We start from the raw sequence: 23,836 nt of genomic DNA on the forward strand, positions 1-23,836 counted from the left end.
GCCCTTGTTCGTCCCACTCACCGTACAACGGGACGTGGGACGAACAAGGGCAGGCTTCGAGCCGGAAATAGACCTAGCCGACCACAATGTCCCGGGTCGCGTGGCTGTACGTGATGGTGACGGGACCGCCGTCGTGGTTCAACTCGTGGTTCGCGCCATCACGGGCGCCAAACGCGCCGTAGTTTTCGTCCCATGAGCGGTTCAGCGCGATCTTGTAGGTGTAAAAGCCGGCGGGCAGTTCAGCCGTCAGCGTCCACACCTGGACCAGCGGGTTGAACTCCATCTGGGCTTCGTCGTACTGCGGCGCCCAATCCTCGGGTGCTCCAAGGATCTTGTTGAAGTCACCGGCGATCGCCACGGCGTCAGGCTGCGGCAGGGTCTCGACGGCGGAGGCTGCTGCTGCTTTCGCCGGCGCCTTGCGGGTGGACTTCTTCGCGGTGGACTTCGTCGCCGCGGGTGCAGCCGCGGGTGCAGCCGCGGGTGCAGCCGCGGCGGAGGAAGCCTTGGCTGTTGCTGCTTTGGCCCTCGGCGCGGACACCTTGGCGGCAGCAACCTTCGGCTCAGCTACGTCAGCGGCCGCGACTTTAGGCTCGGTGGCCTTCTTCGCAGCGGCCCGCTTGGTCGCAGCTGTCTTCTTGACTTGGGGCTTCACAGGCGGGGCCGTTGGAACGGCGACGTCGGCCGGTACTGGAGTTCCGGCGTCGAGCGCTGCTCCAAATGCTTCCGCGTCCGGGAAGGCCACTGTCGCACGGAGGCCGTCCTCCGGGATGGTCCAACCCGAGCGGCCCTTGACCAGCCAGCCAGCCTTGACCAGCTTCGCCGAGGCCGACGTCAGGGTCTTGTGGCCGCGGGGGATGCCGCCACTGAGAAGTTCAGCCTCGTGGTCATTGAAAGGTACTCGGACGATCGCTTCGGCCAGCACCTCGCCGGCGTTCAACGTTGCCCCGGACCATACGCTCTCAGCGAGGATGTCCAGTACGGCCTTCAGACGAAGGTTGGTGTTCTCGGCGGTATTCGCGCCCATGCTTCTCCTTCAACGGTGGATACTCCCTCAAAGTTTGCCAATGAATTGTTAATTCCCGCGACTGCAGAAGGTAAACACCGTGTGTCGTGACTGAGTGTGACATCACAGACGCCGCAAGTGATCTACGGGTCTCGGCTGCCGTGCTTCAAGCGGGCGTTACGGACGCCTTGACCCACTCGGTGACCTCGTCCAACAGCACCGCTTTGCGGGCGTCACCGGCGAAGGAGGAGCGGATGGAATTGGCAGCCAGGGTGGCCTGCTCCGGAACCGAGAATTCCAGGACCTTGACCAGTTGCTCGAAGTTGTCGTCCACGTAGCCGCCAAAGTAGGCGGGGTCGTCCGAATTCACGCAGACGTTCAAGCCAATCGCCAACATCTCGGGCAAGGGGTGGTCAGCCAGTTTGTCCACCGCACGGAGCCGGACATTGGAGAGCGGACAAACGGTCAAGGGAACCTGTTCAGCCACGAGCCGCTGCACTACATCTGTGTCTTCCATGCAACGGATGCCGTGATCGATCCGCTCCACGTGGAGCACATCCAGCGCCTCGGTGATGTAGGAAGCAGGTCCTTCCTCGCCCGCGTGCGCGATCCTCCGCAAGCCGGCCTCCCCGGCGCGCTGGTACAGGCGCTCGAATTTCGACGGCGGATTGCCCACCTCTGCGGAGTCCAAGCCGATGCCGGCGATCGGAGCGTGCATGGCCAGGAGCTGGTCCAGCACCTCAAGCGCCGAGTCCTCGGACATGTCGCGCAGGAACGCAGCGATGAGGAGCGTGGAGACACCAAAGTCTTCCTCGGAGGTGGCCAGTGCGTTGGCCACACCGTTGACGCAGGTTTCCAGCGCCACACCCCGGGACGTGTGGGCCTGGGGGTCCATCATGATTTCCGCATGGCGCACTCCCCCGACAGCGGCCCGCGTCAGATAGGCGCGCGTCATGTCAGTGAAATCCTGCTCTGTCTGAAGGACGGCCATATTGGCGTAGTAGAGATCCAGGAAAGACTGCAGGTCAGTGAACTCGTACTTTTCCCGGAGTTCCTCAATGTCTTCGTACGGCAGTTCGATGCCATTTCGTTCGGCCAGGGCAAAGATCAGCTCTGGCTGGAGAGTCCCTTCGATGTGCAGGTGCAGTTCGGCAACCGGAGGCGCCGTGGTCGTAGTTTTCTCGCCAAAAGTTTCCACCCGACAACTCTAGGCCCCAACACCGGCACGTGTCCCGGAGCACTCAACTTGGTTCTCACGCCCGGCACCCTCAAACTGAAAGGATGCAGACTTTCCTCCCTTTCGCCGATTTCCGTGAGAGTGCCGCGGCGCTCGACACTTCAAGGCTCGGCAAACAGCGCGTCGAAGCCCTCCAGGTTCTCCGCGCGTTGGTGATCCCGGAGTACGGTTGGCAGTCCCACCCCGCCGTGCGCATGTGGATGGGCCACGTCCCCGCGCTCACCATGTACGGCCTGGCCATGGCCGACGAGTGGATCAGGCGCGGCCACCCGGACAACACCCGCACCAACATCACGGAGTTCGCGCCGCAGGCGGCCCACCCGGACTACGCCTCCAGGATCATCATGCCGCCGTGGCTCGGACACGAGGACCTGCACCTCAGCCACCGGTCCAAGCTGATCTCCAAGGATCCCAAGCACTACTCCCAGATCTTCCCCGGCACCGAGGAAAAGCTCGAGTACGTGTGGCCGGAACCCAAGCACGAGTTCCACCCGGAGGACCCGGAAGAGGATCGCCTGTTGATCCTGCGCGCCAATGTGGAAGACCTCCGTCCGGAGCAACTCACCACCGTCGCCATGCCGCCGCACGGCAAGGCCCGCGCCGCCGCACCGTCAGACCCGGACGAGTACCAGTTCGTTTACGCCGAGGAAAAGTCCCGCCGCCAGGTCAAGGGCCCCAAGAAGCGGCCCGTCAAACAGCTTGAGAAGAAGCCCACGCGAAAGCGCCAAGCCCAGGAACAGGCGTTCAACACTCTGCCCGGCAAGACCGAGCTGGCCGTGCCCTTCGATGGTGGCCAAATCTTCGCTGTTGGCCTGATTCAGGGCCGACCCATCACCGTTGACGGCCGATTCGCGCGCAACTTCGAGGTCACCAACGTGATCAAGCGCACCGACTTCGACTATCCCGCACTGCTTCAGGATCCCCGGGTGTTCTTCCCGGTCCCGGCACCGGCACTGTAGCGGCCGACGCTGTAGCGGCACCTTTCACCAACGCCCGACGGCGGCAGCCAGGTTCTGTTTCAATGGAACCCGGCTGCCGCCGTCGTTAATTGCTGGGAGCAACCCACACCACTCAGCCAAGTGACACCGCACCCTCACCCGCCGGACGCACCCTTTACCCCGCCGCGCACCCCACGATCGCCGGCACCGCACCCTCCACCGCCGAGCGCACCATCTCCCGCGCCGCGCACCACACGATCGCCGGCACCGCACCCTTCCGCACCATTCGCACCAGCGGTTACAGGGGCAATCGGCGGCAACAGGTGCGAGCAACCCACCACGACTCAGCCAAGTGACACCGCACCCTCCACCGCCGGGCGCACCCTTTCCCGCGCCCTTCCGCACCATTCGCACCAGCGGTTACAGGGGCAATCGGCGGCACCAGGTGCGTGCAACCCAACACCACTCAGCCAAGTGACACCGCACCCTCCACCGCCTGGCGCACCCTTTCCCGCGCCGCGCACCACACGATCGCCGGCACCGCACCCTTTCGCACCATTCGCACCAGCGGTTACAGGGGCAATTGGCGGCACCAGGTGCGAGCAACCCACCACCACTCAGCCATGCGGCACCGCACCCTCACCCGACAGGCGCACCCTTTCCCGCGCCGCGCACCACACGATCGCCGGCACCGCACCCTTCCGCACCATTCGCACCAGCGGTTACAGGGGCAATCGGCGGCAACAGGTGCGAGCAACGCACCACCACTCAGCCAAGTGACACCGCACCCTCCACCGCCGGGCGCACCCTTTCCCGCGCCGCGCACCACACGATCGCCGGCACCGCACCCTTCCGCACCATTCGCACCAGCGGTTACAGGGGCAATTGGCGGCACCAGGTGCGAGCAACCCACCACCACTCAGCCAAGTGACACCGCACCCTCCACCGCCGGGCGCACCCTTTCCCGCGCCGCGCACCACACGATTGCCGGCACCGCACCCTTTCGCACCATTCGCACCAGCGGTTACAGGGGCAATTGGCGGCAACAGGTGCGAGCGGGCGATTACTCTCTGTGAGACGGTGGAGGCACGCACCTAGGCAGGGAGGGCCATGGATTTCCAGCACGTCATCGAAGAAGTCGGCCGGTACATGGACTTCGCGGGGGTGGCAGTCATGGTGATCGGAGCCCTGGTGTCCGTCCCTCTGGCCCTGCGCGGGTATCAACCAAAACGCGCCAGGGGCCTCGCTCCTTTTTCTCCCTACCGCTCGTATCGGCAGCTGCTGGGCAGGTCCATCCTGCTGGGGCTCGAGCTCCTGGTGGCCGCCGACATCATCCGAACTGTCGCCGTGACCCCGACATTCGAGAGCGTCGGCGTCCTGGCCATCATCGTGCTCATCCGCACTTTCCTCAGCTTCTCCCTCGAGCTCGAAATAACGGGCCGCTGGCCGTGGCAGAAGGAAAAAGAATCATGACGCAGCAGTGGAGCCCGGACATCCTTGGCCAAGGATTTGAGCAACAAACGCTGAAGCTCGACGGCGGCGCTACCGCCACCTTGGTGCGGTACCTTGGCTTTGCTCCGGAGTGGTTCGCGGTCTCCGGCGAAACTCCGGACGACGCTGGAATCGACGCCGACGTCCTGTACGTCCATGGCTGGTCCGACTACTTCTTCCAAAAGCATGTGGCCGAGTTCTGGCATCGGGCCGGCGCTCGCTTCTACGCCCTGGACCTGCATAATTACGGCCGGAGCCTCAGTCCGGGAATGGTGCCGGGCTTCGTCACGAACCTCGCCGAATACGATGCCGACATCGAAGCAGCGCTGTCAGCCATGGGCCGCTCTGTTGTTCCGGGCGTGGACCGGCCGCTTATCCTGTTGGGACACTCCACCGGTGGGCTCACTCTTAGCCTGTGGGCCGCCCGCCATCCCGGGATCGCATCCGCCGTGATCCTCAACAGCCCTTGGCTGGAATTCCAAGCAACCGAGCTGGGCAGGCGGGCGATCGCACCCCTTGTGGGGCTCCACGCCCGCCTTCATCCCTTGACGCCGCTGCCGCCAGTAGATCCGGGAATCTACACGCGAGCCGTATCAGCCACTCTTGATGGCGAATGGGACTACAACCTCGAGTGGCGCCCCGACCGCGGATTCCCCATCACTCCGGCCTTTCTCGATGCCGTGTTCCGTGGCCAGGCGACCGTCGCAGCCGGCTTGGGCATCGAGGTTCCCGTGCTCGTGTTGCTCTCGGACAAGAGCTATCTCCAACCAAAGTGGTCCGCCGACGCGCTCACCGCTGACGTGGCACTCAACGTCGATGCCGTAGCCCACCGCGCACTGTCCCTGGCGGACACCGTCACGGTGAGCCGGCTGCCGAACGCGTTCCACGACATCTTCCTCTCGCCGGAACCCGTCCGGCGGCAGGCCTTCGAACGCATTGGGCGCTGGCTACCGATGGCTCTGCAAGCTTCAAACGCAGAGGCGTGGGAGGCCAGGACGGCGGGTTTGTGAGGCATCCGGCTCACGAATCCGGCCCTTGTTCGTCCGACTCACCGTAGAACGGGGCGGCACACAAACGAGAGCGGGACTCGTGAGCGGAGAGGCTTACTTGCCCAGCCCGGCCCTTGTTCGTCCGACTCACCGCAGAACGGGGCGGCACACAAACAAGAGCGGGACTCGTGAGCGGAGAGGCTTACTTGCCCAGCCCGGCCCTTCGCAGCGCCTCAGCCATGGCTGTGTTGGCGGGAGCGGCCGGAGCCTGCTGAGGCTTGCCTTGGCGCGCGCCGCCCTGACGGCGATCGCCCTGGCCCTGCCGTTGTGAACTCTGGCCGGGTTGTCCCGAACGCTGTCCGGGCTGGCCGCCACCACGTTGGGCAGCCCCCTGGCCGCCGCCGCGCTGACCGCCAGCACGTTCGCCAGCACCCTGGCCGCCCGAAGCACGTCCGCCCGAGGTGCGCCCACCAGCTGTGCCGGGTTCGTCGTCGAGCCTCAGGGTCAGGGAGATGCGCTTACGCTCGGGATCGGCCTCGAGCACCTTGACCCGTACCACCTGGCCGGACTTCACGATCTCTCGTGGATCCGAGACAAACTTGTTGGACAGTGCCGAGACGTGGACCAATCCGTCCTGGTGCACGCCGACGTCCACGAAGGCGCCGAACGCAGCCACGTTGGTGACAGTGCCCTCCAGAATCATGCCGGGCTTGAGGTCCGAGATCTTCTCGATGCCTTCAGAGAAGGATGCCGCCTTGAACGCGGGACGGGGGTCGCGGCCGGGCTTCTCCAGCTCGGACATGATGTCCTTGACCGTAGGCAGGCCGAACGTGCCATCGACGAATGCCTGCGGATCCAGCGCTGTGGCGGGACCGCCACCAGCTGCTACGACGATCTTCCGAGCCACGGAGTAGGCTTCCGGGTGCACGCTGGAGGCATCCAATGGCTCCGCTCCCCCGGTGATCCGGAGGAAGCCCGCGCATTGCTCGAACGCCTTGGCGCCCAGCCGGGGCACCTTCTTGAGGTCGCTGCGCTTGGCGAACGGCCCATTCTCGTTCCGGTAGGCCACGATGTTCTCGCTCAGCAGCGGCCCGACACCGGCCACGCGGCTAAGCAGTGCGGGTGATGCTGTGTTCACATCCACGCCCACGGCGTTCACGCAGTCTTCCACCACGGCATCCAGCGAGCGGTCGAGCTTGGCGGCGGTGACATCGTGCTGGTACTGCCCCACGCCGATGGACTTGGGTTCGATCTTGACCAATTCGGCCAAGGGGTCCTGAAGCCGCCGGGCGATGGAAACAGCACCCCGAAGGGAAACGTCCATGCCCGGGAGTTCGGAAGCCGCGAGGGCAGAGGCTGAGTACACCGAAGCCCCGGCCTCGGACACCACCAGCTTCTGGATCCCCGTGGAGCCTGAAGCTTCGAGGGATTTGATGAGTTCAGTGGCCAGTTTGTCCGTTTCGCGGGAAGCCGTTCCATTACCGATCGCCACCAACTCCACGTTGTACTGCTTGGCGAGCCGTCCGAGCGTGGCCAACGCCTCGTCCCACTTTTTCGCGGGTGCGTGCGGGTAGATGGTGTCCGTAGTGACAACCTTGCCGGTGCCGTCCACAACGGCCACTTTCACGCCGGTCCGGAGTCCGGGATCGAGGCCAAGCGTTGCCCGGTTACCGGCCGGAGCGGCAAGCAGGACATCCCGCAGGTTGGCGGCGAACACTCGAACAGCTTCATCTTCTGCGTCGGCGAACATGCGTCCGCGAAGGTCCGTGGTCAGCCGGTCCAGAATGCGTCCCCGCCAAGCCAGCTGCGCGGTTTGTGTCAGCCAGGCGTCCGCAGGCCGCCCCTGGCTGGCGACCCCAAGGCACTTGGCCACAGCGTTTTCATAGCGACCGCGGGCGGCGGCCAGGGCGTCGTCGTCGGCTGGGTCTGCTTCGGCGAGATCCAACTCAAGGACACCGTCCTTCTCACCACGCAACAGGGCAAGAACACGGTGCGAGGGCATGCCGGACGGCACCTGGGTAAAGTCGAAGTAGTCCTTGAATTTCTGGCCTTCAGCTTCCATGCCTTTTTTGACGCGCGACACCATGCGTCCCTGCTTCCAGAGGCGTTCACGGAGGTCCTCCGCGAGGTCTGCGTCCTGCCCGACGCGCTCCACCAGGATTGCGCGGGCTCCTGCGAGCGCGGTGGCGGCGTCGTCGATGGAGTGCTCGGCATTCAAGTACTTGGCGGCCTCAATGGCGGGGTCCAGTTGCGGGTTGCCCAGCAGGGCATCGGCCAGCGGCTCCAGCCCGGCTTCGCGCGCGATCTGGGCTTTGGTGCGGCGCTTGGACTTGAACGGGAGGTAAATATCCTCCAGGCGCGCTTTGGTATCGGCCCCGACGACGGCGGCTTCCAGCTCCGGGGTCAGCTTGCCTTGGGCGGCGATCGCTTCCAGGACGGACTTGCGTCGTTCTTCCAGCTCACGCAGATATCTGAGGCGTTCCTCGAGGTCGCGGAGCTGGGTGTCATCGAGCGTCCCGGTGACTTCCTTACGGTAGCGGGCGATGAAGGGGACGGTGGATCCGGCGTCGAGCAGTTCCACCGCGGCTTTGACTTGCCAGGTTTTGACGCCGAGTTCTTCGGCGATCAGTGCATGGATGGCGGAGTCAGCTGACTGGTGTTGGAGATTTGAAGTCACCATGACAGTTTGCCTCACCTGGCCGACAGTTTCCGAAGGCGGCTACTAGGAAGGCCTATCCCGTGGGGGCAGTTAGTGCTGTAGTTGGACCATGCAGGAGCTGCTCATCATCCTTCAGGACGGGTTTGTTTCCGATGACGTGACCGTTACCGTCAACGGCAAGGAGGCCGTGTCCGAGCGGGATGTATCCACAAAGATGCTGTTGGGGATGGCCGATGAACTAACAGTGGAGCTGCCAGCGAAGGGCGCCACCGTGGGTGTGGAGGTCAGCAGCCGAAAACTTAGCGCCACGAAGAAGCTCGCGGGGAAACCCAAGAGCCTGCTCGTCTCCATAGAAGACGGCGAACTCGTGTTGCGTGAAGGAACGGGCCGCGAGGCGTTCCTCTAGGGGGACGCCTCGCGGCGGCTGGGTTGGGCTATCAGCTGGCCTGCGTTATCAGTGCGACATGCGTTCCTTGGCTGAAATATGCTCCACCATCTCGCCGAGGCGCTGTTCTGCATAATGGTTGCGCGCGATATCGCCCTGGCTGATGATGCCTACCAACTTGTGGTCGCTGATGACGGGCAAGCGGCGCACCTGATGTTCCTCCATCATGGTGACGGCCTCGTCAACGTTGGCATCAGCGTCCACCCAGAAAGGCTTGCCGGTGGCGAGTTCGCTGGCGCGGACTTCGCGGGCGTCCTTACCTTCGGCCAAACACTTGACCACAATGTCGCGGTCGGTGATGAAGCCAGTGAGTTTGCCGTCGTGGCCGCAGATGGGAAGTGAACCGCAGTCCATATCCCTCATCAGCCTGGCGGCTTCCTGAAGAGTCTTGTCCTCTTCGATGCACTGAGCGTTGGTTGTCATGAATTCACGTACGGCACTCATGGGTCCTCCTCATCGATTGGGGTTATCGACGCGGGGCCTCTCGGCACCGACGCCGATGATGCCAGCCTACGCTCGGCGAGTATCTCTGACCAGATAATTCGGTCAGACGTGAGGAGGAAAATCGCCCCACAGCCCTAGTTAAAATCCATTCGCTGGAGTATCCTCAACATGGGTTTATACACGGCTTCTGGGCACTGGCCACTTTGACTCTTTCTGAGCTTTCCCACGCGCACCTCGCCCCGCCCTGAACCGTCATGTCGCACATCCGCAGCAGCGCCTGTGCGGACGCATATTGGCTGCTTGCAGAGCGAGAAAGATCCCCCCATGGACTCCCCCAACGTCCCCGGTTCCCAGCACACCCCTGTCCCTGACGGCCCTACCCCAAGCCCGGTCCCGCCGTTTCCTCCGGACCCTTCGCCGTTTCCGGAACCGCCCTTCCCACAACCATTTCCCATCCCCCGGCCACCGGATGATTGGTGGAAGTGTTGGCGTTCCTCACCCATCAGTGGTCGCTATGAAGGAACCCAGGCCGGGCCAGCCCTGATTGGGAGTTCGCTGGACCTCCGTTTGGATATGGATCCCCGCCGCGATGTGGAATCTCCAGTGCTGAACAAGGTCAGTGGTGACTTCTACAGCACGCGATTCGTGCGAATCGCCGGCCGCTTCCAACTGGTGAAAACGTATGTTGAGTCGTGGGTCGTGGATAACCCCACCGTGTCCATCACCCGCTGCAACGCCCGAATTTCCGGAACCGTCCGGTACTGGAAAGGAAACCACCCGGCCACCGCAGTGGACATCCTGGTCTCCTGGTTCCAAGGGGCTATCACCGGTGCCGTGGCTTCCTTTACTGCCGGCGGTGTTGCCGGCAGGCCATACTCCTGCGCTTACCGCTCGGATTCCTTCCGGGACATGAATCTGGAGTTGGACTACTGCTCCTCCGTGGACGTTGAGCCGAAGATTCCCGTCTACAACAGCCACGCGCACAACAACCGTCCCGCCGATCTTTCCAACAGGACCATCACCATCGAGTCGTCGTACCGGGACGCCGGGATCGCCGTCACGGTTGATCCGCTGCATACAGTCATCGACGACAGTGCCCCCGGTTTCGCTTCCTGGAATGTTGGCGAACTCCATGACGCCATGGAAACCTCGTTCGGCAAGTTCAATGCCGGCTGGCCGGCCTGGAACATGTGGGGCATCCAGGCAGGCATTTTCGACAGCGCCGGGGTGGGTGGCATCATGTTCGACGCCGCAGCAGGCTTTGGTGGCGCGGGTCGCGGACCCGATCGCCAAGGTTTTGCGGTATTCCGGAACCACTCCTGGTTCACCAACCTCGTCTCCAACCCGACTACCCAGGACGAGGCCTGGGCCATGCGCCATTTCCTCTACACCTGGGTTCACGAGGCCGGGCATGCTTTCAACTTCCTGCATGCGTGGGACAAGGCCAGACCGGACTCATTGTCCTGGATGAACTACGACTGGAAATACGATCAACGCAATGGCACGGACACTTTTTGGGGTAACTTCCGTTTCCGCTTCGACGACGATGAGCTGCTCCACATGCGTCACGGCGATCGTGCAGCCGTGATAATGGGCGGCGATCCGTGGGCATCCGGCGGCCACTTGGAATCCCCTGCAGGCGCCATGACCGTGAGCGGCCCGGGCAGCGACGTTGAACTGACGTTGTCGGCGAAGAGCCATTTCGACTACATGGAGCCGGTCTTCGTGGAGTTCCGGCTGCGCAACACCAGCGATGCACCGGTGCTGGTGGATGGCAGGTTGGACCCTCGCTACGGCAACACCACGGTCTACGTCCAGAAGCCGAACGGGAACATCGTGCTGCATGAATCGGTGGTGTGCTTTTACGGCCTTCCGGAAATGATAGAGCTTGGCCCCGCACCACGTGGCGAAAGCGATGGCGGTGACCGCTACAGCCAACTGGTCCAGCTCGCCTATGGCGTGGAGGGCTTCGCTTTCGACGTGCCCGGGCAGTACTTGATACGGGCTGTCTACTCCACGGACGGCATCATCCAAGCGTCCAATACGCTGCCACTTCGCGTCGGTTTTCCTGTTACACGGGAAGAGGATCGTTTTGCGCCGGAATTTTTCACCCGGGAAGTCGGATTGACGCTGGCGTTCGAAGGTTCCATGTCACCCTATTTGGCTAAGGGATTGGATGCTCTCACGGAGGCGGCCGAGCGCTTCGGTGGCGAGCCTTTGGGCGTCAAGGCGGCAACCGCCGTCGCACAGTCTGTAGGAGATGACTTCTACCGGCGCAGGGACGAAAAGATGGTCAAGCACCATAGCGCAGATCCGCAGCGCGCCCTTGAGCTGACAGACGCAGGTCTAGCCAGTTACCAGCAGGCAGGTGGCGCGGCGAGCAACCTTGCCTACCGGGGCTTGGTGGAATTGCGGACGGAATTGCACGCGAAGGCGGACGATTCTGCGGCCGCAAAAACTGAGGTGGAGACTCTGGTCAAGGATTTGGGCAGCCGCGGGGCCAACGCTGCTGTTGTAGCGCAGGTCAAGGAACTGATCCCATCAACTCCGTCGGCCCGTTCCCGCCGGTCGGCTCCGAGGAAACCTGGCAAAAAGCCGTCGGATGGCTAGTTGCTCCTTCTTCCCTTAGTGCCGTTATTCGGCGATATCCTCAGCCCACAATTCGGGGTGTTCCTCCTGGAATGTACGCATCATGTCCACACACCGGGGGTCGTCCAGCACCACGACTTCCACGCCGCGTGAACGCAGGAGGTCAAATTCACCGGGGAACGTTGCGGCCTCACCCACAACAACTCGCGGGATTTTGAACTGGATGATGGTTCCCGTGCACATCGCGCATGGTGCCAAGGTGGTGTAGAGGGTGGTGTCGCGGTAGCTCTTTTGACGCCCGGCGGCCCTCAGCGCGGACATCTCGCCGTGCGCGATCGGGTCGCCGTGCTGGACGCGTTCGTTGTGACCGCTGGCAATGACGTCCCCTCCGCGTGCCAATGCGGCTCCAATAGGGATGCCGCCCTCGCTGAGGCTCTTTTGTGCGGCTTGGTAGGCGGCTTCGAACGCGGGATCCGGGGTCGGGGCTGTTTCAGTCATGCGTGCAGTCTAAAGTGGCTGCGCTCTATATTGTCAGGGCCCGCTGATAGCTTGGTTGCAAGGGTTTAATCACGGCATGGAAAGGCAGGTGGGTCGCGGTGTTCTTTCTCGATCCTCAGATCGCGGGCGCCCCGCAGGACTTGGTGTTCTCGGCCAGCGACCTCGTTATCGCCGCCACCTGCGAGTACCAGCTACTCCGGAAACTCGACGAAAAACTGGGCCGCACGCCTAAGCCGGACTTCGCAACTGATGCCATGTTGGAGCGCACAGCCAAACTGGGTGACGTCCACGAGCACCGGGTACTGGATGAATTCGTGGCTGAGTTCGGGCCATGGGACGCGGCCACCGGAAAAGGCGTTTACGACGTCGTCCCCGCCACAGCGATGGACCGCGCCAACCTTTCGGCCAAGCATGCGGAATCCATCGACGCCCTGCGCTCCGGGGCAGACGTCGTCTTTCAGGCCGCCTTCTTCGATGGCCAGTTCCATGGCCGATCCGACTTCCTGCTGAAGCGCCCCGGCGGGCAGTATGCCGTCTTCGACACCAAGCTCGCACGGCATGCCAAGGTCACAGCCCTCCTGCAGCTTGCCGCCTATGGAGATCAACTCCTCCAGGCAGGGATCACACCGGACCCAACGGTCACCCTGGTGCTGGGCAACCGTGTCCACAGCGACCACCCCCTTGCCCAGATCCTTCCCGTCTTCAGGGAGCGCCGGGAACGCTTCCTTGGCATGACCGAGACGCACGTTTCGGAAAACGGGCCCGTGGAATGGGGTGACTCCCGCTATTCCGCCTGTGGCCGGTGTGATTACTGCGTTGAGCAAGTACAACTTCATCGGGATCTCCTCATGGTGGCGGGCATGCGGATCAGCCGGCGGAAGAAGCTGATCGAGGCCAGCGTCACCACTATCGACGAATTGGCAGCCCTGCCCGAAGCGGGTGATCCCACGCTGCTGCGGCTCCGTGAGCAGGCGCGGCTGCAGACCGGAACAGGCACGCCTGATGGCACGGTCAAGTACATGGACAAGTCTGGTGAAGCCAAAGCCATCAGCTACAACGTCCTGCCGGACCACACGTTGGGCAGGCTACCCGCTCCGGATCCGGGCGACATCTTCTTCGACTTCGAAGGCGATCCCCTGTGGCAGGACCCCGTCACCGAAAAGTGGGGGCTGGAGTACCTCTTCGGGGTCATCGAGAACCCTGCAGAACCCGGTGCCGAGCCGGTGTTCAGGCCCTTCTGGGCGCACTCACGGGCTGAAGAAGGCAAGGCCTTTGTGGACTTCCTTGAGTACGTGGCCAAGCGGCGAGCACAATATCCGGGCATGCACATCTACCACTACGCTGCCTACGAAAAGACTGCTCTGCGCAACCTGTCCCTGACGCACGTGGTGGGCGAAACCGCCGTCGACGACCTCCTGCGCCAAGGTGTTCTGGTGGACCTCTACGACACCGTCCGGCACAGCATCCGGATCTCGGAGAACTCCTACAGCATCAAGAAGCTCGAACCTCTCTACATGGGCCAACACCTGCGCTCGGGTGACGTGACCGACGCCGGTGCCTCAGTTGTTGCCTACGCGGACTACTGCATGGCAAGGGATACGGGAAACCTCGAGGAAGCGGCCGTGATCCTCGAAGGCATCCGGGACTACAACGAATACGACTGCCTCTCGACGCTGGAACTGCGCAACTGGTTGCTTGCCCGCGCTGCGGAACGTTCCATCGTGCCCGTGGGTGGAACGGACGAAGCGCCCCTAACAGATACCGGAGCGGATAAGACCGAACCGGATCAATACGAGGCGGCGCCGGAAGAGAAAGCACTCTTCGACTACATCGCAGGACTGCCCGAGGAGCAGAGAGCTACTCCCGATTCGCTCGCAATTGGTATTGTCGCCGCGGGAGTCGGGTATCACCGTCGCGAGGACAAGCAGCACTGGTGGGGACACTTCGACCGTTTGGAAAAGCCAACCTCCCAGTGGCCTGACGAGCGCGACCTCTTCGTTGTCGACCACGCCGAATTGCTGCAGGAATGGGCAAAACCGACACCTCGGAGCAACCCTGCGCGGCTCGTGAAACTCTATGGCCGGTCCGGTGACGGCGCGGGGCTGGAACCCGGCAAGAAATACTTCCGCATGTACGGCCCTCCTCTGCCGGACTCGCTCCAAGGCAAGGAATCCGAGGCGCTTGGCCGTGCAGGCTGGAACGGAACCTTGGTCACGGAGGTCGGGGACGACGAGGACTTCGAAACAGTCACCATCGCCGAAGGCCTGCGCAAGGACTCCAAGGCGTTCAGCCAACTGCCCATGGCGCTTACTCCGGATCCGCCCATTGCCACCAATGGACAGCGGGCAGCACTCGCGGCTTTGGCCACGAAACTCAGCGCTGCCCTGCCGCAGTGGCCTCGGGACTGCTCCTTGGATCTGGTACGGAGGCAGCCTCCGAAGCTTCGTAGACTGCCAGCTCTCCCCGCCGTCGCGGCCGGAGCGGACGGGTACGTTGATGCCATCACAGCAGCGGTGGAGGACTTGGACAATTCCTATCTGGCCGTGCAGGGACCTCCGGGCAGCGGCAAAACGTATGTCGGATCGCACGTCATCGCCCGGCTCGTCGCTGCTGGCTGGAAAGTGGGTGTCGTAGCCCAGTCGCACGCCGTGGTGGAGAACATGCTGTGTGCTGCTGTGGACAAGGCTGGAGTAGATCCCCAGCGGGTGGCGAAGGAGGTCAAACACGACGACCCCGTGCCATGGACACAGTGCGCCAAAGGCGACGTTGAAGAACTGTTATCCAAGCCAGGCGGGGCCTTGATTGGCGGCACAGCCTGGACCATGGTGGGCAGTTCGGTTCCGGCGGGCTCGCTGGATCTCCTGGTCATCGACGAAGCCGGACAGTTTTCGTTGGCAAACACCATGGCCGTCAGCCGGGCTGCTAAACGCCTTCTGCTTTTAGGCGACCCGCAGCAGCTTCCGCAGGTCACCCAAGGGAAGCATCCGGAACCCGTTGATGAATCAGCACTCGGCTGGCTCTCAGACGGGTACAACACGTTGCCGCCGGAACTGGGCTACTTTTTGGCGCTCTCATGGCGTATGCATCCAGAGCTGAGTGGGGCAGTTTCCGAGCTTTCCTATGACAACCGACTTGAAGCAGCCCCCGCGGCCAAGGAACGACACCTGGACGGTGTCGCTCCGGGCATTTCCTGCGTCTACGTCCCGCATACCGGTAACGCAACGTCCTCACCCGAGGAAGCTGGGGAGGTGGTTCGGCAGGTCCAGGCCCACCTCGGCCTGACTTGGCTCGACCCTTCGGAATCGCCGGACCCCCGTCCCCTTGAAGAGACCGACGTCCTGGTGGTCGCCGCGTACAACGCCCAAGTGCAGCTGATCAAGCACCATCTCCGCGTCGCCGGACTAGGCAAGGTGCGGGTGGGTACCGTTGATAAGTTCCAAGGTCAGCAAGCTCCCGTGGTGATCGTTTCCATGGCCGCGTCAGCAGCTGGAGAAGTCCCGCGGGGTATGGAGTTCCTGCTATCCCGGAACCGGATCAACGTGGCAGTGTCACGCGGTCAGTGGCGTGCCGTCGTCGTGCGTTCACCAGAACTGACCAACTACCTGCCGACGCATCCCGAGGGTCTTGAGAACCTCGGCGGCTTCGTGGCCCTCTGCCAGCGAGCAGTCGCCCCGGCGCACCTCTGACCATCCGTCTCCCCACCCAAGTAGGTAGCACTTGAGGCCGTTATGAGCCCTCCAAACGGCCTTAAGTGCTACTTAGTTGGGGAGGGTGCTACTTAGTTGGGGAGGGCGAGTGCTTCGTCGAGGACTCGTCCGAAGTTGGTGGCGTCGTGCGCAAAACGGCCGAGGAAAAGCCCGGACACCCCGTTCAGCTGCGGCAGGAGGCCTGGCCTGGCCGAACCTCCATAGATGATGGGCAGTCCGGTCAGCCCATGCTGGGCCAGTGAATCCCGCAGTGCCTCCACCACCTGCGAAACATACCCTGCGGAAGCCGGCTCGGCAGCACCGATCGCCCAAACAGGCTCGTAGGCAATGACCACCCGGGAGGCAACCGACCAGTCGCCGGAAACTGCTGCCTTGATCTGCCGGTAAACCGTGTCCGCCGCTGCCGCCGGGTTCAGTATTTCCGGCTCCCCCACACACAGCAGCGGCGTCAGCCCGGCGTCGACCGTCGCGCTCACCTTAAGGGCAATCATCGACTCATCTTCAGCGAAGTACCGGCGACGTTCTGCATGACCGATCTCCACGAGGCCGACGCCGAGTTCCCCGAGCATCGACGGGGAAACCTCGCCCGTCCACGGACCGTCCGACCAACCACAGTTCTGGGCGCCCAGGATCAGCGGCGTGCCTCCAAGCAGCCGCGCCGCCTCGGGCAGCACCGGAAAGGAAGGGATCACAAACGGGACCACCCGCCCGGCCGCGAGGGCCGGACGGGCGTCCACTTCCGCTATCAACTGTTCCAACCATTCCAGGCTCTGTGCGTAGCCCATGTACATCTTGGTGCTCACACCGATGAACAGGGTGTCAGTAGCAAGCAGCTTCATGGACGACTACTTCCCCAGCAGTTCGTCGGCTTTGTTGCTGAAGCGCTTGGTACCGAACATCAACAGGGCCGCTACGAAGGGCAGCACACCCAGCGCGTAAACACCCATGGTGCCGGTGTCCGAGGCGGTGACCTGGTTGACCGTGGTTCGCAAGATCGGGGCAACGAACCCACCCAGGTTTCCAAGGGAGTTGATCAGACCGATGCCCGCAGCCGCTGCAGTTCCGGTGAGGAACGCCGTCGGGTATGACCAGCAGATGGGGCCCGTCGACAGGAAGCTGCACACCGCGAGGGTGATGAAGATGATGCCAACGGCGGGCATCTGGTTCGCGCCTGCCCATGCGGAGCCGAAGATGCAAAGGCCTGTGGAGATGAACAATGCCGTGCCCCAACGGCGGCGGCGTTCCACAGTGTTGGCAGCTTTCCCGATGAAGTAGCAAGCGAAGATGCCGAAGAACCACGGGATCGCGGCCAGGAGTCCGACGGCGATACCCACCTTCTGCCCGGTCAACTGCGCCACCTGCTGTGGCAGGTAGAACGTCACGCCGTAGACCGCAACCTGCAGGCAGAAGTAGATGACAGTGAAGTACCAGACCCGGCCGTTGCGCATGGACGCCAGAACGCCGCGGGGACCCGTTTCTTCCTTCACAGTGTCTTCGAGCGCCATGACGTCGGACAGGGCCCGCTTCTCTTCCTTGGTGAGGAACTTGGCGTCCTGGGGGCTGTTGATGAGGAAGAAGTAGGCTGCGATACCGGCCACGACGGCGAGCATGCCTTCTACGAAGAACATGACCTGCCAGCCAGCGACGCCCGGCACCTGGTCGCCGATGTTGATGAGCCACCCGGACAGCGGTGCTCCCATCATCTGGGAGAAGGGCTGGGCCAGGTAGAAGATGGCGAACATCTTCACGCGGACCTTGTTGGGGAACCACGCCGCCAGGAACATGATGACGCCCGGGAACAGGCCCGCCTCGGTGACGCCCAGCAGGAACCGGAGAATGATGAAGGATGTCTCACCCTGGACGAAAGCGAAGCACGCCGAAACGATGCCCCACGTAATGGCGATGCGGGCGAGCCACACCTTCGCTCCGAACTTGGTGAGCAGCAGGTTGCTGGGAATCTCGAACAGGGCGTAGCCGATGAAGAAAATACCGGCGCCCAGCGCGTAGGCACCAGCGGTAATACCCTTATCCACTTCCAGCGCGGCTTCGGCGAAGCCAACGTTAGTGCGGTCCAGGAAGGCCACCACGTACAGGATGACGAGCATTGGCATGAGCCGCCGCGAGGCTTTGGAGATCGCCGATTTCAGGACCGGCGTATCCAGCAACTCCTTAGTGGAATTGGTGGCAACAGACATTGAAACTCCTCTTTGAGTGACAGGAAATGACTAGTGCAGCGCGATCAGCGCGGGAAGAAAATGAGCACCATGCCCACTGCGCAAGCGAGGACGCCCACGGCAAGGTAGATCTTGCGTTCTCGTGTCCAGGTCTTCATGGCACGGGCCCTAGTGCATGTACAGTCCGCCATCCACATTCAGCGTCTGGCCGGAGATGTATCCGGAGTCCTCGCTGATGAGGAAGGCGATGGCGGCGGCGATGTCCCGGGTGGAACCCACACGGTTCACTACAAGGTCCTTGGTGAGTTCGTCCTTGCGTTCCTGGCTCAGCGTCCCGCCCATGATGTCGGTGTCGATGGGGCCGGGAGAGATGGCGTTGACGGTGATGTCATACTCGCCAAGTTCGCGGGCGGTAGCGCGGGTCAAACCGATGACGCCGGCCTTGGCCACGGAGTACGGGGTTTTGGAGAACGTGCCGCCGCCGCGCTGGGCGGAAACGGAGGAGATGTTCACGATGCGACCGATCCGGTTCTTGACCATGGATTCGGCAACACGGCGGGTGGCGTAGTGGACGCCGTTGAGGTTGATGTTCAGTACGCGGTCCCACTCAGCAGGTTCGAGTTCCAGGTACCCGATGGGCGAGCTGACACCGGCAACGTTGGCCAGTGCAACGATCTGCGGCAGTTCCACCTCAAGTTCGTCAATGGCCGCACGGACCTCAGCTTCACTGGCCACATTTGCGCCCACACCGTGAGCCTGCACGCCGTACTCTGCGGCGATTTCCTTGGCTGCGACCTTGCAGGCGGCGTCATCAAGATCGATGATGCCGATGTTCCAGCCTTGGGCGGCCAGGTAGTTGACGGTAGCGCGGCCAATGCCGCGTTCAGAGACGGCGCCAGTGACGATTGCGGTGCGTTCAGCGGGGAATGTCATGTGTTTTCTCCTAAGAAGAGTTAGTTGATGGGGGCCGGGCCGAGCTCTTCAATGAGCTTCTGCATGGCGACGTAGGCCTTGTTGCGGTAGGCGATGAGTTCCGGAGTGCGCTCGGCGGGCACGTTGAGGAAGCCTGCGCCGGTCTTGGTGCCGAGCTTGCCTGCTTCCACCAGGTCGGAGAGGATCTTCGGCGTCGCGAAGCGTTCCGGGAAACCGGTCTGCAGCGACTTGTAGCAGAAGTTGTAAACGTCCAAACCGGCCATATCCGCGATGGCGAACGGACCAAAGAAGGGCAAGCGGAAGCCGAAGGTGGTACGCACCAGGGTGTCGACGTCGTCCGCCGTTGCGATCCCCTGCTCCACCAGCTGCGCTGCCTCGTGGAACAACGCGTACTGCAGGCGGTTCAGCACGAAACCGGTGACGTCCTTGACGACGGCGGTCTGCTTGCCGGCCGCATGGACCAGTTCGCGCGATACGGCCACCGTCGCAGCCGAGGTCTCAGCGTGAGGGATGATCTCGACGCCGGGAATGAAGGGCGACGGGTTGGAGAAGTGCACACCCAGGAAGCGCTGGGGATGGGTGACGGCTTCGGCGAGGGCGGCGATGGAGATAGTCGAGGTGTTGGACCCGATCACGGCATCCGGGCGGGCTGCGGCGCTGATCCGGGCCAAGGACTGGTGCTTGATCTCCAGCACCTCGGGAACGCACTCCTCGATGAAGTCAGCGTCCGCAACAGCTTCCTCAATGTCCTTGGCTGCCCACAGGTTCTGCTTCAGGATTTCGGTTGAACCGGCCGGGAACAGGCCATCGGCAACGAACTGGTCCGACTCCACCAGCAAGCGGTCGAAGTTTTTCTGCGCTACCTCAGCGGAGACATCGGCAAGCGCAACGCGGGCGCCACCGAGCGCCAGCACTTGGGCGATGCCGCCGCCCATGTAGCCCGAGCCTACGACGGCGATTTTCCGGGTTGCGCTGTTCGCGGCGCCTTCGCTTGCAACAGGTGTGTTTGTCTCGGTCATGATCAGACTGCCTTCGTGTAATCGGGCTCGTACGAGCAGATGGCGTCCACCTTGGCGGCGGAGGATGAGTTTTGGTCGAAGCGGTGGTCGAGCCACTCCCCTACGAGCTTTTTGGCCAGTTCCAAGCCAATCACCCGCTGTCCGAGCGTGAGGACCTGGGCGTTGTTGCTCAACACCGATCGTTCAACGGAGTAGCTGTCGTGGGCTGTGACAGCGCGGATTCCGGGGACCTTGTTGGCCGCGATGGCCACTCCGAGTCCAGTGCCGCAGATCAAGAGTGCCCGGTCTGCTTCACCACCAGCAACTTTGCGCGCGGCATCGACGGCTACGTGCGGGTAGGCGGTGGAGTCATTGAAGCCAACGCCGACGTCCGTCACCGAGGCCACACGCGGATCTGCTTCCAGCAAGGCAACAAGTGCCTGCTTGTACTCGACACCGGCCTCATCGTTGCCGACGATAATGCGCCAGCCTTGGGTGTTGCTCATGCTTGGGCTCCGTTTCCTGCCGCTGCCGCTGAAGACGCGGTGGCCAGTTGTGAATCGATGAAGTGGGATATCCTGGCGGCGATCAAGCCAAAGGACACTGCGCCTGGATCAGGATGGCCGATGCTCTTTTCCGCGAGGGGACGCGCCCGTCCCTTGAGCGGCCTGAGCTCAGCTGTCTTCGCGGCAGCGGACTCAGCTGCCGCAGCGGCAACTGCCAAGGCCCTGTCAACGGGAGTCCCGCCGTCGAGCTCCGTAAGGAAGGCGTCCCGGAAGGGCAGGAGTGCATCCACCATGGTTTTGTCCCCGGGGTCGGCTTTGCCGAGTTCAGTGATAGCGCGGACGAAGGCCTTCACAGCGGCCGCCGCGTCCTCCGAGGTGTACGTTTCGCGGTTCCCGAGCGACTGCCCGGCCGCAATGACCGCCGAGCCCCACAATGCGCCCGAGGTTCCGCCCGCACGTTCACTCCAGGCTTCCCCGGCTGATGTCAAGACACGCGCTACTGAAGAACCGTTAGCAGCCTCGCTTGCGGCCGCTGCAGCATCAACACCGCGCCGCATGCCGATACCGTGGTCGCCATCGCCTGCAATCGCGTCCAGCTTGCCGAGTTCCTCTTCATGCTCGACGACGACGTCACGCGCCTGAGCGAGGATGGCCACTGCCTGCCGCCCGAGTTCAGCGGCTGCGGGGGTGGGCTGTTCGACGTCGGCGGTTTCGGCGTCGTCGATTGCTGCCTCCGCGCGAAGGGCGCGAGGCGACATGCTGCCCTTGCGGAACGCCGGAGTGTCAGCTGGCGCAGCCCAGTACTGCTCAAGTTCATCGTCCAACCACAGCAACGTCAGGGAGAGTCCGGACATGTCCAGGCTGGTCACCAGCTCACCGCACTCGGGCTCCACCACGGTGAGGCCCGCAGCGCTGAGAAGCTTCTCGATCTTGCCGAACAGCAGGAAGAGTTCGTCATACTTCACCGTGCCAAGGCCGTTGACGATAGCCACCACGCGCTGGCCGGCGTCCTCAGGTTTGTCCGCGAGCAGCTTGGTCACCAGCAGCTCCGCCAGCTCGGAAGCAGTGGGCATCGGGTGTTCCGAGATTCCGGGCTCGCCATGAATTCCGAGGCCCAGCGACATTTGTCCGGCAGGAACGTGGAACAGCGGATCCTTGGCGCCTGGGAGCGTGCAGCCGTCAAAGGCCACGCCCAGCGACCGCGTCCGGAAGTTGGTCTTGATGGCCAGACGCTCGACGTCGTCGAGGTTCAGTCCCGCTTCTGCGGCGGCACCGGCAATCTTGAAAACTGTCAGGTCGCCGGCGATTCCCCGGCGCTTCTCCAGTTGCTCGATCGGCGCACTGGCGATGTCATCGGTGACGGTGACGGTTCGTGTTTCGATGCCCTCGGCGTTGAGCCGGAGCTGTGCTTGGCCGAAGTGCAGGACGTCGCCGGCGTAGTTGCCGTAACTGAGAAGGACTCCGCCACCGGCGTTGGCCGCCTTCGCGACGCGGTACACCTGACCGGCTGCCGGGGAGGCGAACATATTGCCGCAAGCTGATCCCGTCGCAAGTCCGGGGCCTACCAGTCCGGCGAACGCCGGGTAGTGTCCCGAGCCGCCGCCGACTACCAGGGCCACCTGACCGGAAGGGACCTCCGTGGAGCGGACCACGCCGCCGTTCACTCGGGTAACATAGCCGCGGTTGGCGGCTACAAAGCCGTCCAGCGCTTCATCGGCAAAGTCTGCCGGGTTGTCGAAAATCTGTGTCATTTCCTAGACTCCTGCGAGCTGGGTTGCCGGTACTTGGCGTCCCTGGGCCACTTCGCTCTTGCCGAGTTCGTAGCCCTCGGTCTTCGGCAGGACATGCCTGCGGAGGTAGTCCTGGTTGCTGGCTGTGACGCTGAGTCCATCGCCGCCGTAGTGCTCTGTGCAGAGAATGCCTTGGAAGCCGACGGAAAGCGCAACCTTGAACGCCTCGCGGTAGTTGATGAGCCCGCTTTCCATGGGAGCCGGCATGGTGATGTAGCTGTCGCGGGCCACGTCTTCGTCGCGGATGTAGTTCTTCATGTGCCAGTAGTTGGAGTACGGGAGGGTCTTCGCCACCATTTCGCGCCAGTCCTCGATCGGCCGGTGCAAGCGGATCAGGTTGCCGAGGTCGGGGTTCAGGCCAACGTTGTCCAGGCCAATGTCCTGGACCAGCTGCACGGAGGAATCAGCGGTCCCAAGGTAGGTGTCCTCGTACATTTCCAGCGAGATCAGGATGCCGGCTTCTGCCGCATGCTTTCCGAGCTCACGGATCCTGGAAACTGCGTTGCCCCATGCTTCCTGGTCACCCACGGGGTCCTTGTAGCCCTCCACGGTCCAGAACCACAGTTGCTTCTGCTGTTCCGGGGTGATGGCCTGGTGGAGTCCGAAGGAGACAACTTCGCAGCCGAGCTCGGCAGCGGCGTCAATGGTGCGGTGGCTGTAGGCGAGGTTGTCGGCCCAATCCGTGGCGTGGATGACGCTGCGGCGAATGGCGGAGATGACGGGGACGCCGATTCCCACTTCGTCAGCGGTCTGCTTGAACTCGGTGAGGCGTTCTTTGCTGAGATCGCCCGGGCGGACCCAGCTGTCGGTCAGGTCCGCGTTTGCGAACCCCGCCTCTTTCACTTCCCGGAGAACGGCCGCCCAAACGGAAGCGTCGGCGTCGTTGACGTGCTGTCCCGAAGCATCGGTGCCGGGGAACTGCAGGAGGGCCGCGGTGATGGGCCAATTCTCGGCGGTGTACGCCATGATAATCACTCCTTCGTGGAATCCTGTTTCCTATAGGATTTACGAACCGAGCGGTGCTGTCAACCCTTTTGCGGAAACTTCCTAGATCCTATATGTCTTACATATGCGTGTGAAGGGGGTCACGGATTGGTTCATTGGGCGTGTGCTCCGCCCGCACCCCTACCCGCCGACCGCACGCTCCGCACAGCCAGGCGGCCCGCACCCCTACCCGCCGACCGCACCCGTAACCTCTGGCGCATTCGGCGCGAAAGGGGGCGACACCAAGCACGAACGGGTGCGGCGGGCGGAAACGGGTGCGTTGGGCGGAAACGAGCGCGCAGGTGACACACTCACCCCTACCCGCGAACCCACGCTCTGCAGCCAAGCGGCCCGCACCCGTACCCGCCGACCGCACCCGAAACCTCTGGCGCATTCGGCGCTAAAGAGGGCGACACCCAGCACGAACGGGCGCGGCGGGCGGAAACGGGTG

The 23,836-nt window shown here is 63.1% G+C and carries 19 protein-coding genes; 7 read left to right on the forward strand and 12 right to left on the reverse strand.

Annotated elements, in window-relative coordinates; genetic code table 11:
* Nucleotides 1–73: 73 nt before the first annotated feature.
* Together M1D89_RS17625 and M1D89_RS17630 are read right to left on the reverse strand one after the other, a co-directional pair.
* Nucleotides 74–1,024, reverse strand: coding sequence for a pullulanase X25 domain-containing protein (locus tag M1D89_RS17625; protein ID WP_498645474.1), 951 nt, complete (start codon nucleotides 1,022–1,024; stop codon nucleotides 74–76).
* 145 nt (nucleotides 1,025–1,169) lie between these two features.
* Nucleotides 1,170–2,201 (reverse strand): adenosine deaminase, encoded by a 1,032-nt coding sequence (locus M1D89_RS17630; protein WP_498645476.1) that lies wholly within the window; start codon nucleotides 2,199–2,201, stop codon nucleotides 1,170–1,172.
* Between the two features lie 83 nt (nucleotides 2,202–2,284).
* Between M1D89_RS17630 and M1D89_RS17635 the strand changes: the two genes are divergently transcribed.
* The 4 genes from M1D89_RS17635 to M1D89_RS17650 all read left to right on the forward strand — a co-directional run bounded on the left by M1D89_RS17635 (nucleotide 2,285) and on the right by M1D89_RS17650 (nucleotide 5,679).
* Nucleotides 2,285–3,199, forward strand: a complete 915-nt coding sequence (locus M1D89_RS17635) for an MSMEG_6728 family protein (protein WP_498645478.1) — start codon at nucleotides 2,285–2,287, stop codon at nucleotides 3,197–3,199.
* Nucleotides 3,200–3,288: 89 nt separating this feature from the next.
* On the forward strand, nucleotides 3,289–3,534 hold the full coding sequence (locus tag M1D89_RS17640; RefSeq protein WP_498645480.1) for a hypothetical protein: 246 nt from the start codon (nucleotides 3,289–3,291) through the stop codon (nucleotides 3,532–3,534).
* Nucleotides 3,535–4,288: 754 nt separating this feature from the next.
* Nucleotides 4,289–4,651: a DUF1622 domain-containing protein gene (locus M1D89_RS17645; RefSeq protein WP_498645482.1), complete on the forward strand. Its 363-nt coding sequence runs from the start codon at nucleotides 4,289–4,291 to the stop codon at nucleotides 4,649–4,651.
* On the forward strand, nucleotides 4,648–5,679 hold the full coding sequence (locus tag M1D89_RS17650; RefSeq protein WP_498645484.1) for an alpha/beta hydrolase: 1,032 nt from the start codon (nucleotides 4,648–4,650) through the stop codon (nucleotides 5,677–5,679). The genes M1D89_RS17645 and M1D89_RS17650 overlap by 4 nt, the downstream gene beginning before the upstream one ends.
* Nucleotides 5,680–5,860: 181 nt before the next feature.
* On the opposite strand, the gene M1D89_RS17655 is transcribed toward M1D89_RS17650, so the two are convergent.
* A complete protein-coding gene (locus M1D89_RS17655) occupies nucleotides 5,861–8,338 on the reverse strand; it encodes a Tex family protein (protein WP_498645486.1) in 2,478 nt (825 codons plus the stop codon).
* Between the two features lie 88 nt (nucleotides 8,339–8,426).
* Here M1D89_RS17655 and M1D89_RS17660 point away from each other — a divergent pair, with 88 nt between their 5' ends.
* Nucleotides 8,427–8,723, forward strand: coding sequence for a hypothetical protein (locus M1D89_RS17660; protein ID WP_309073757.1), 297 nt, complete (start codon nucleotides 8,427–8,429; stop codon nucleotides 8,721–8,723).
* 48 nt (nucleotides 8,724–8,771) lie between these two features.
* Here the strand turns inward: M1D89_RS17660 and M1D89_RS17665 are convergent, their stop codons facing one another.
* Nucleotides 8,772–9,206, reverse strand: coding sequence for a CBS domain-containing protein (locus M1D89_RS17665; RefSeq protein ID WP_402938196.1), 435 nt, complete (start codon nucleotides 9,204–9,206; stop codon nucleotides 8,772–8,774).
* A gap of 324 nt (nucleotides 9,207–9,530) precedes the next feature.
* On the opposite strand from M1D89_RS17665, the gene M1D89_RS17670 reads away from it, so the two are divergent.
* Nucleotides 9,531–11,816: a hypothetical protein gene (locus tag M1D89_RS17670; protein WP_498645489.1), complete on the forward strand. Its 2,286-nt coding sequence runs from the start codon at nucleotides 9,531–9,533 to the stop codon at nucleotides 11,814–11,816.
* Between the two features lie 24 nt (nucleotides 11,817–11,840).
* Here M1D89_RS17670 and M1D89_RS17675 read toward each other — a convergent pair whose 3' ends face one another.
* A complete protein-coding gene (locus tag M1D89_RS17675) occupies nucleotides 11,841–12,293 on the reverse strand; it encodes a nucleoside deaminase (RefSeq protein WP_498645492.1) in 453 nt (150 codons plus the stop codon).
* A gap of 98 nt (nucleotides 12,294–12,391) precedes the next feature.
* On the opposite strand from M1D89_RS17675, the gene M1D89_RS17680 reads away from it, so the two are divergent.
* A complete protein-coding gene (locus M1D89_RS17680; RefSeq protein WP_498645494.1) occupies nucleotides 12,392–15,979 on the forward strand; it encodes a TM0106 family RecB-like putative nuclease in 3,588 nt (1,195 codons plus the stop codon).
* Nucleotides 15,980–16,071: 92 nt separating this feature from the next.
* Here the strand turns inward: M1D89_RS17680 and M1D89_RS17685 are convergent, their stop codons facing one another.
* From M1D89_RS17685 to M1D89_RS17715, 7 genes are all read right to left on the reverse strand, one after another.
* Nucleotides 16,072–16,839, reverse strand: coding sequence for a triose-phosphate isomerase (locus M1D89_RS17685; protein ID WP_498645496.1), 768 nt, complete (start codon nucleotides 16,837–16,839; stop codon nucleotides 16,072–16,074).
* Between the two features lie 6 nt (nucleotides 16,840–16,845).
* The gene (locus tag M1D89_RS17690) at nucleotides 16,846–18,195 is read right to left on the reverse strand and encodes an MFS transporter (RefSeq protein ID WP_498645498.1); all 1,350 of its coding nucleotides are present in this window, start codon (nucleotides 18,193–18,195) and stop codon (nucleotides 16,846–16,848) included.
* Nucleotides 18,196–18,342: 147 nt separating this feature from the next.
* Nucleotides 18,343–19,107 carry an SDR family NAD(P)-dependent oxidoreductase gene (locus M1D89_RS17695; protein WP_498645500.1) on the reverse strand — a complete coding sequence of 255 codons (765 nt, stop codon included), beginning with the start codon at nucleotides 19,105–19,107 and terminating at the stop codon, nucleotides 18,343–18,345.
* A gap of 20 nt (nucleotides 19,108–19,127) precedes the next feature.
* Entirely contained in the window at nucleotides 19,128–20,126 is a 999-nt protein-coding gene (locus tag M1D89_RS17700) for a 3-hydroxyacyl-CoA dehydrogenase family protein (protein ID WP_498645502.1), read from the reverse strand.
* A gap of 2 nt (nucleotides 20,127–20,128) precedes the next feature.
* Nucleotides 20,129–20,611: a ribose-5-phosphate isomerase gene (locus M1D89_RS17705; RefSeq protein ID WP_498645504.1), complete on the reverse strand. Its 483-nt coding sequence runs from the start codon at nucleotides 20,609–20,611 to the stop codon at nucleotides 20,129–20,131.
* Nucleotides 20,608–22,362, reverse strand: a complete 1,755-nt coding sequence (gene dhaL / locus M1D89_RS17710; RefSeq protein ID WP_498645506.1) for a dihydroxyacetone kinase subunit DhaL — start codon at nucleotides 22,360–22,362, stop codon at nucleotides 20,608–20,610. Before dhaL ends, M1D89_RS17705 begins: the two co-directional genes overlap by 4 nt.
* Nucleotides 22,363–22,365: 3 nt before the next feature.
* Nucleotides 22,366–23,367, reverse strand: a complete 1,002-nt coding sequence (locus M1D89_RS17715; protein WP_498645508.1) for a sugar phosphate isomerase/epimerase family protein — start codon at nucleotides 23,365–23,367, stop codon at nucleotides 22,366–22,368.
* Between the last annotated feature and the right edge of the window lie 469 nt (nucleotides 23,368–23,836).

The sequence above is a fragment of the Arthrobacter sp. D3-18 genome, from assembly GCF_054408525.1.

What these genes read in the sequence shown, in the direction of transcription:
- M1D89_RS17685 (WP_498645496.1), bottom strand. Translation starts at nt 16,839, where the DNA reads ATGAAGCTGCTTGCTACTGACACCCTGTTCATCGGTGTGAGCACCAAG.
- M1D89_RS17670 (WP_498645489.1), top strand. Translation starts at nt 9,531, where the DNA reads ATGGACTCCCCCAACGTCCCCGGTTCCCAGCACACCCCTGTCCCTGAC.
- M1D89_RS17635 (WP_498645478.1), top strand. Translation starts at nt 2,285, where the DNA reads ATGCAGACTTTCCTCCCTTTCGCCGATTTCCGTGAGAGTGCCGCGGCG.
- M1D89_RS17660 (WP_309073757.1), top strand. Translation starts at nt 8,427, where the DNA reads ATGCAGGAGCTGCTCATCATCCTTCAGGACGGGTTTGTTTCCGATGAC.
- M1D89_RS17665 (WP_402938196.1), bottom strand. Translation starts at nt 9,206, where the DNA reads ATGAGTGCCGTACGTGAATTCATGACAACCAACGCTCAGTGCATCGAA.
- M1D89_RS17650 (WP_498645484.1), top strand. Translation starts at nt 4,648, where the DNA reads ATGACGCAGCAGTGGAGCCCGGACATCCTTGGCCAAGGATTTGAGCAA.
- M1D89_RS17625 (WP_498645474.1), bottom strand. Translation starts at nt 1,024, where the DNA reads ATGGGCGCGAATACCGCCGAGAACACCAACCTTCGTCTGAAGGCCGTA.
- M1D89_RS17700 (WP_498645502.1), bottom strand. Translation starts at nt 20,126, where the DNA reads ATGACCGAGACAAACACACCTGTTGCAAGCGAAGGCGCCGCGAACAGC.
- M1D89_RS17690 (WP_498645498.1), bottom strand. Translation starts at nt 18,195, where the DNA reads ATGTCTGTTGCCACCAATTCCACTAAGGAGTTGCTGGATACGCCGGTC.
- M1D89_RS17705 (WP_498645504.1), bottom strand. Translation starts at nt 20,611, where the DNA reads ATGAGCAACACCCAAGGCTGGCGCATTATCGTCGGCAACGATGAGGCC.
- M1D89_RS17645 (WP_498645482.1), top strand. Translation starts at nt 4,289, where the DNA reads ATGGATTTCCAGCACGTCATCGAAGAAGTCGGCCGGTACATGGACTTC.
- M1D89_RS17655 (WP_498645486.1), bottom strand. Translation starts at nt 8,338, where the DNA reads ATGGTGACTTCAAATCTCCAACACCAGTCAGCTGACTCCGCCATCCAT.
- M1D89_RS17715 (WP_498645508.1), bottom strand. Translation starts at nt 23,367, where the DNA reads ATGGCGTACACCGCCGAGAATTGGCCCATCACCGCGGCCCTCCTGCAG.
- M1D89_RS17695 (WP_498645500.1), bottom strand. Translation starts at nt 19,107, where the DNA reads ATGACATTCCCCGCTGAACGCACCGCAATCGTCACTGGCGCCGTCTCT.
- M1D89_RS17675 (WP_498645492.1), bottom strand. Translation starts at nt 12,293, where the DNA reads ATGACTGAAACAGCCCCGACCCCGGATCCCGCGTTCGAAGCCGCCTAC.
- dhaL (WP_498645506.1), bottom strand. Translation starts at nt 22,362, where the DNA reads ATGACACAGATTTTCGACAACCCGGCAGACTTTGCCGATGAAGCGCTG.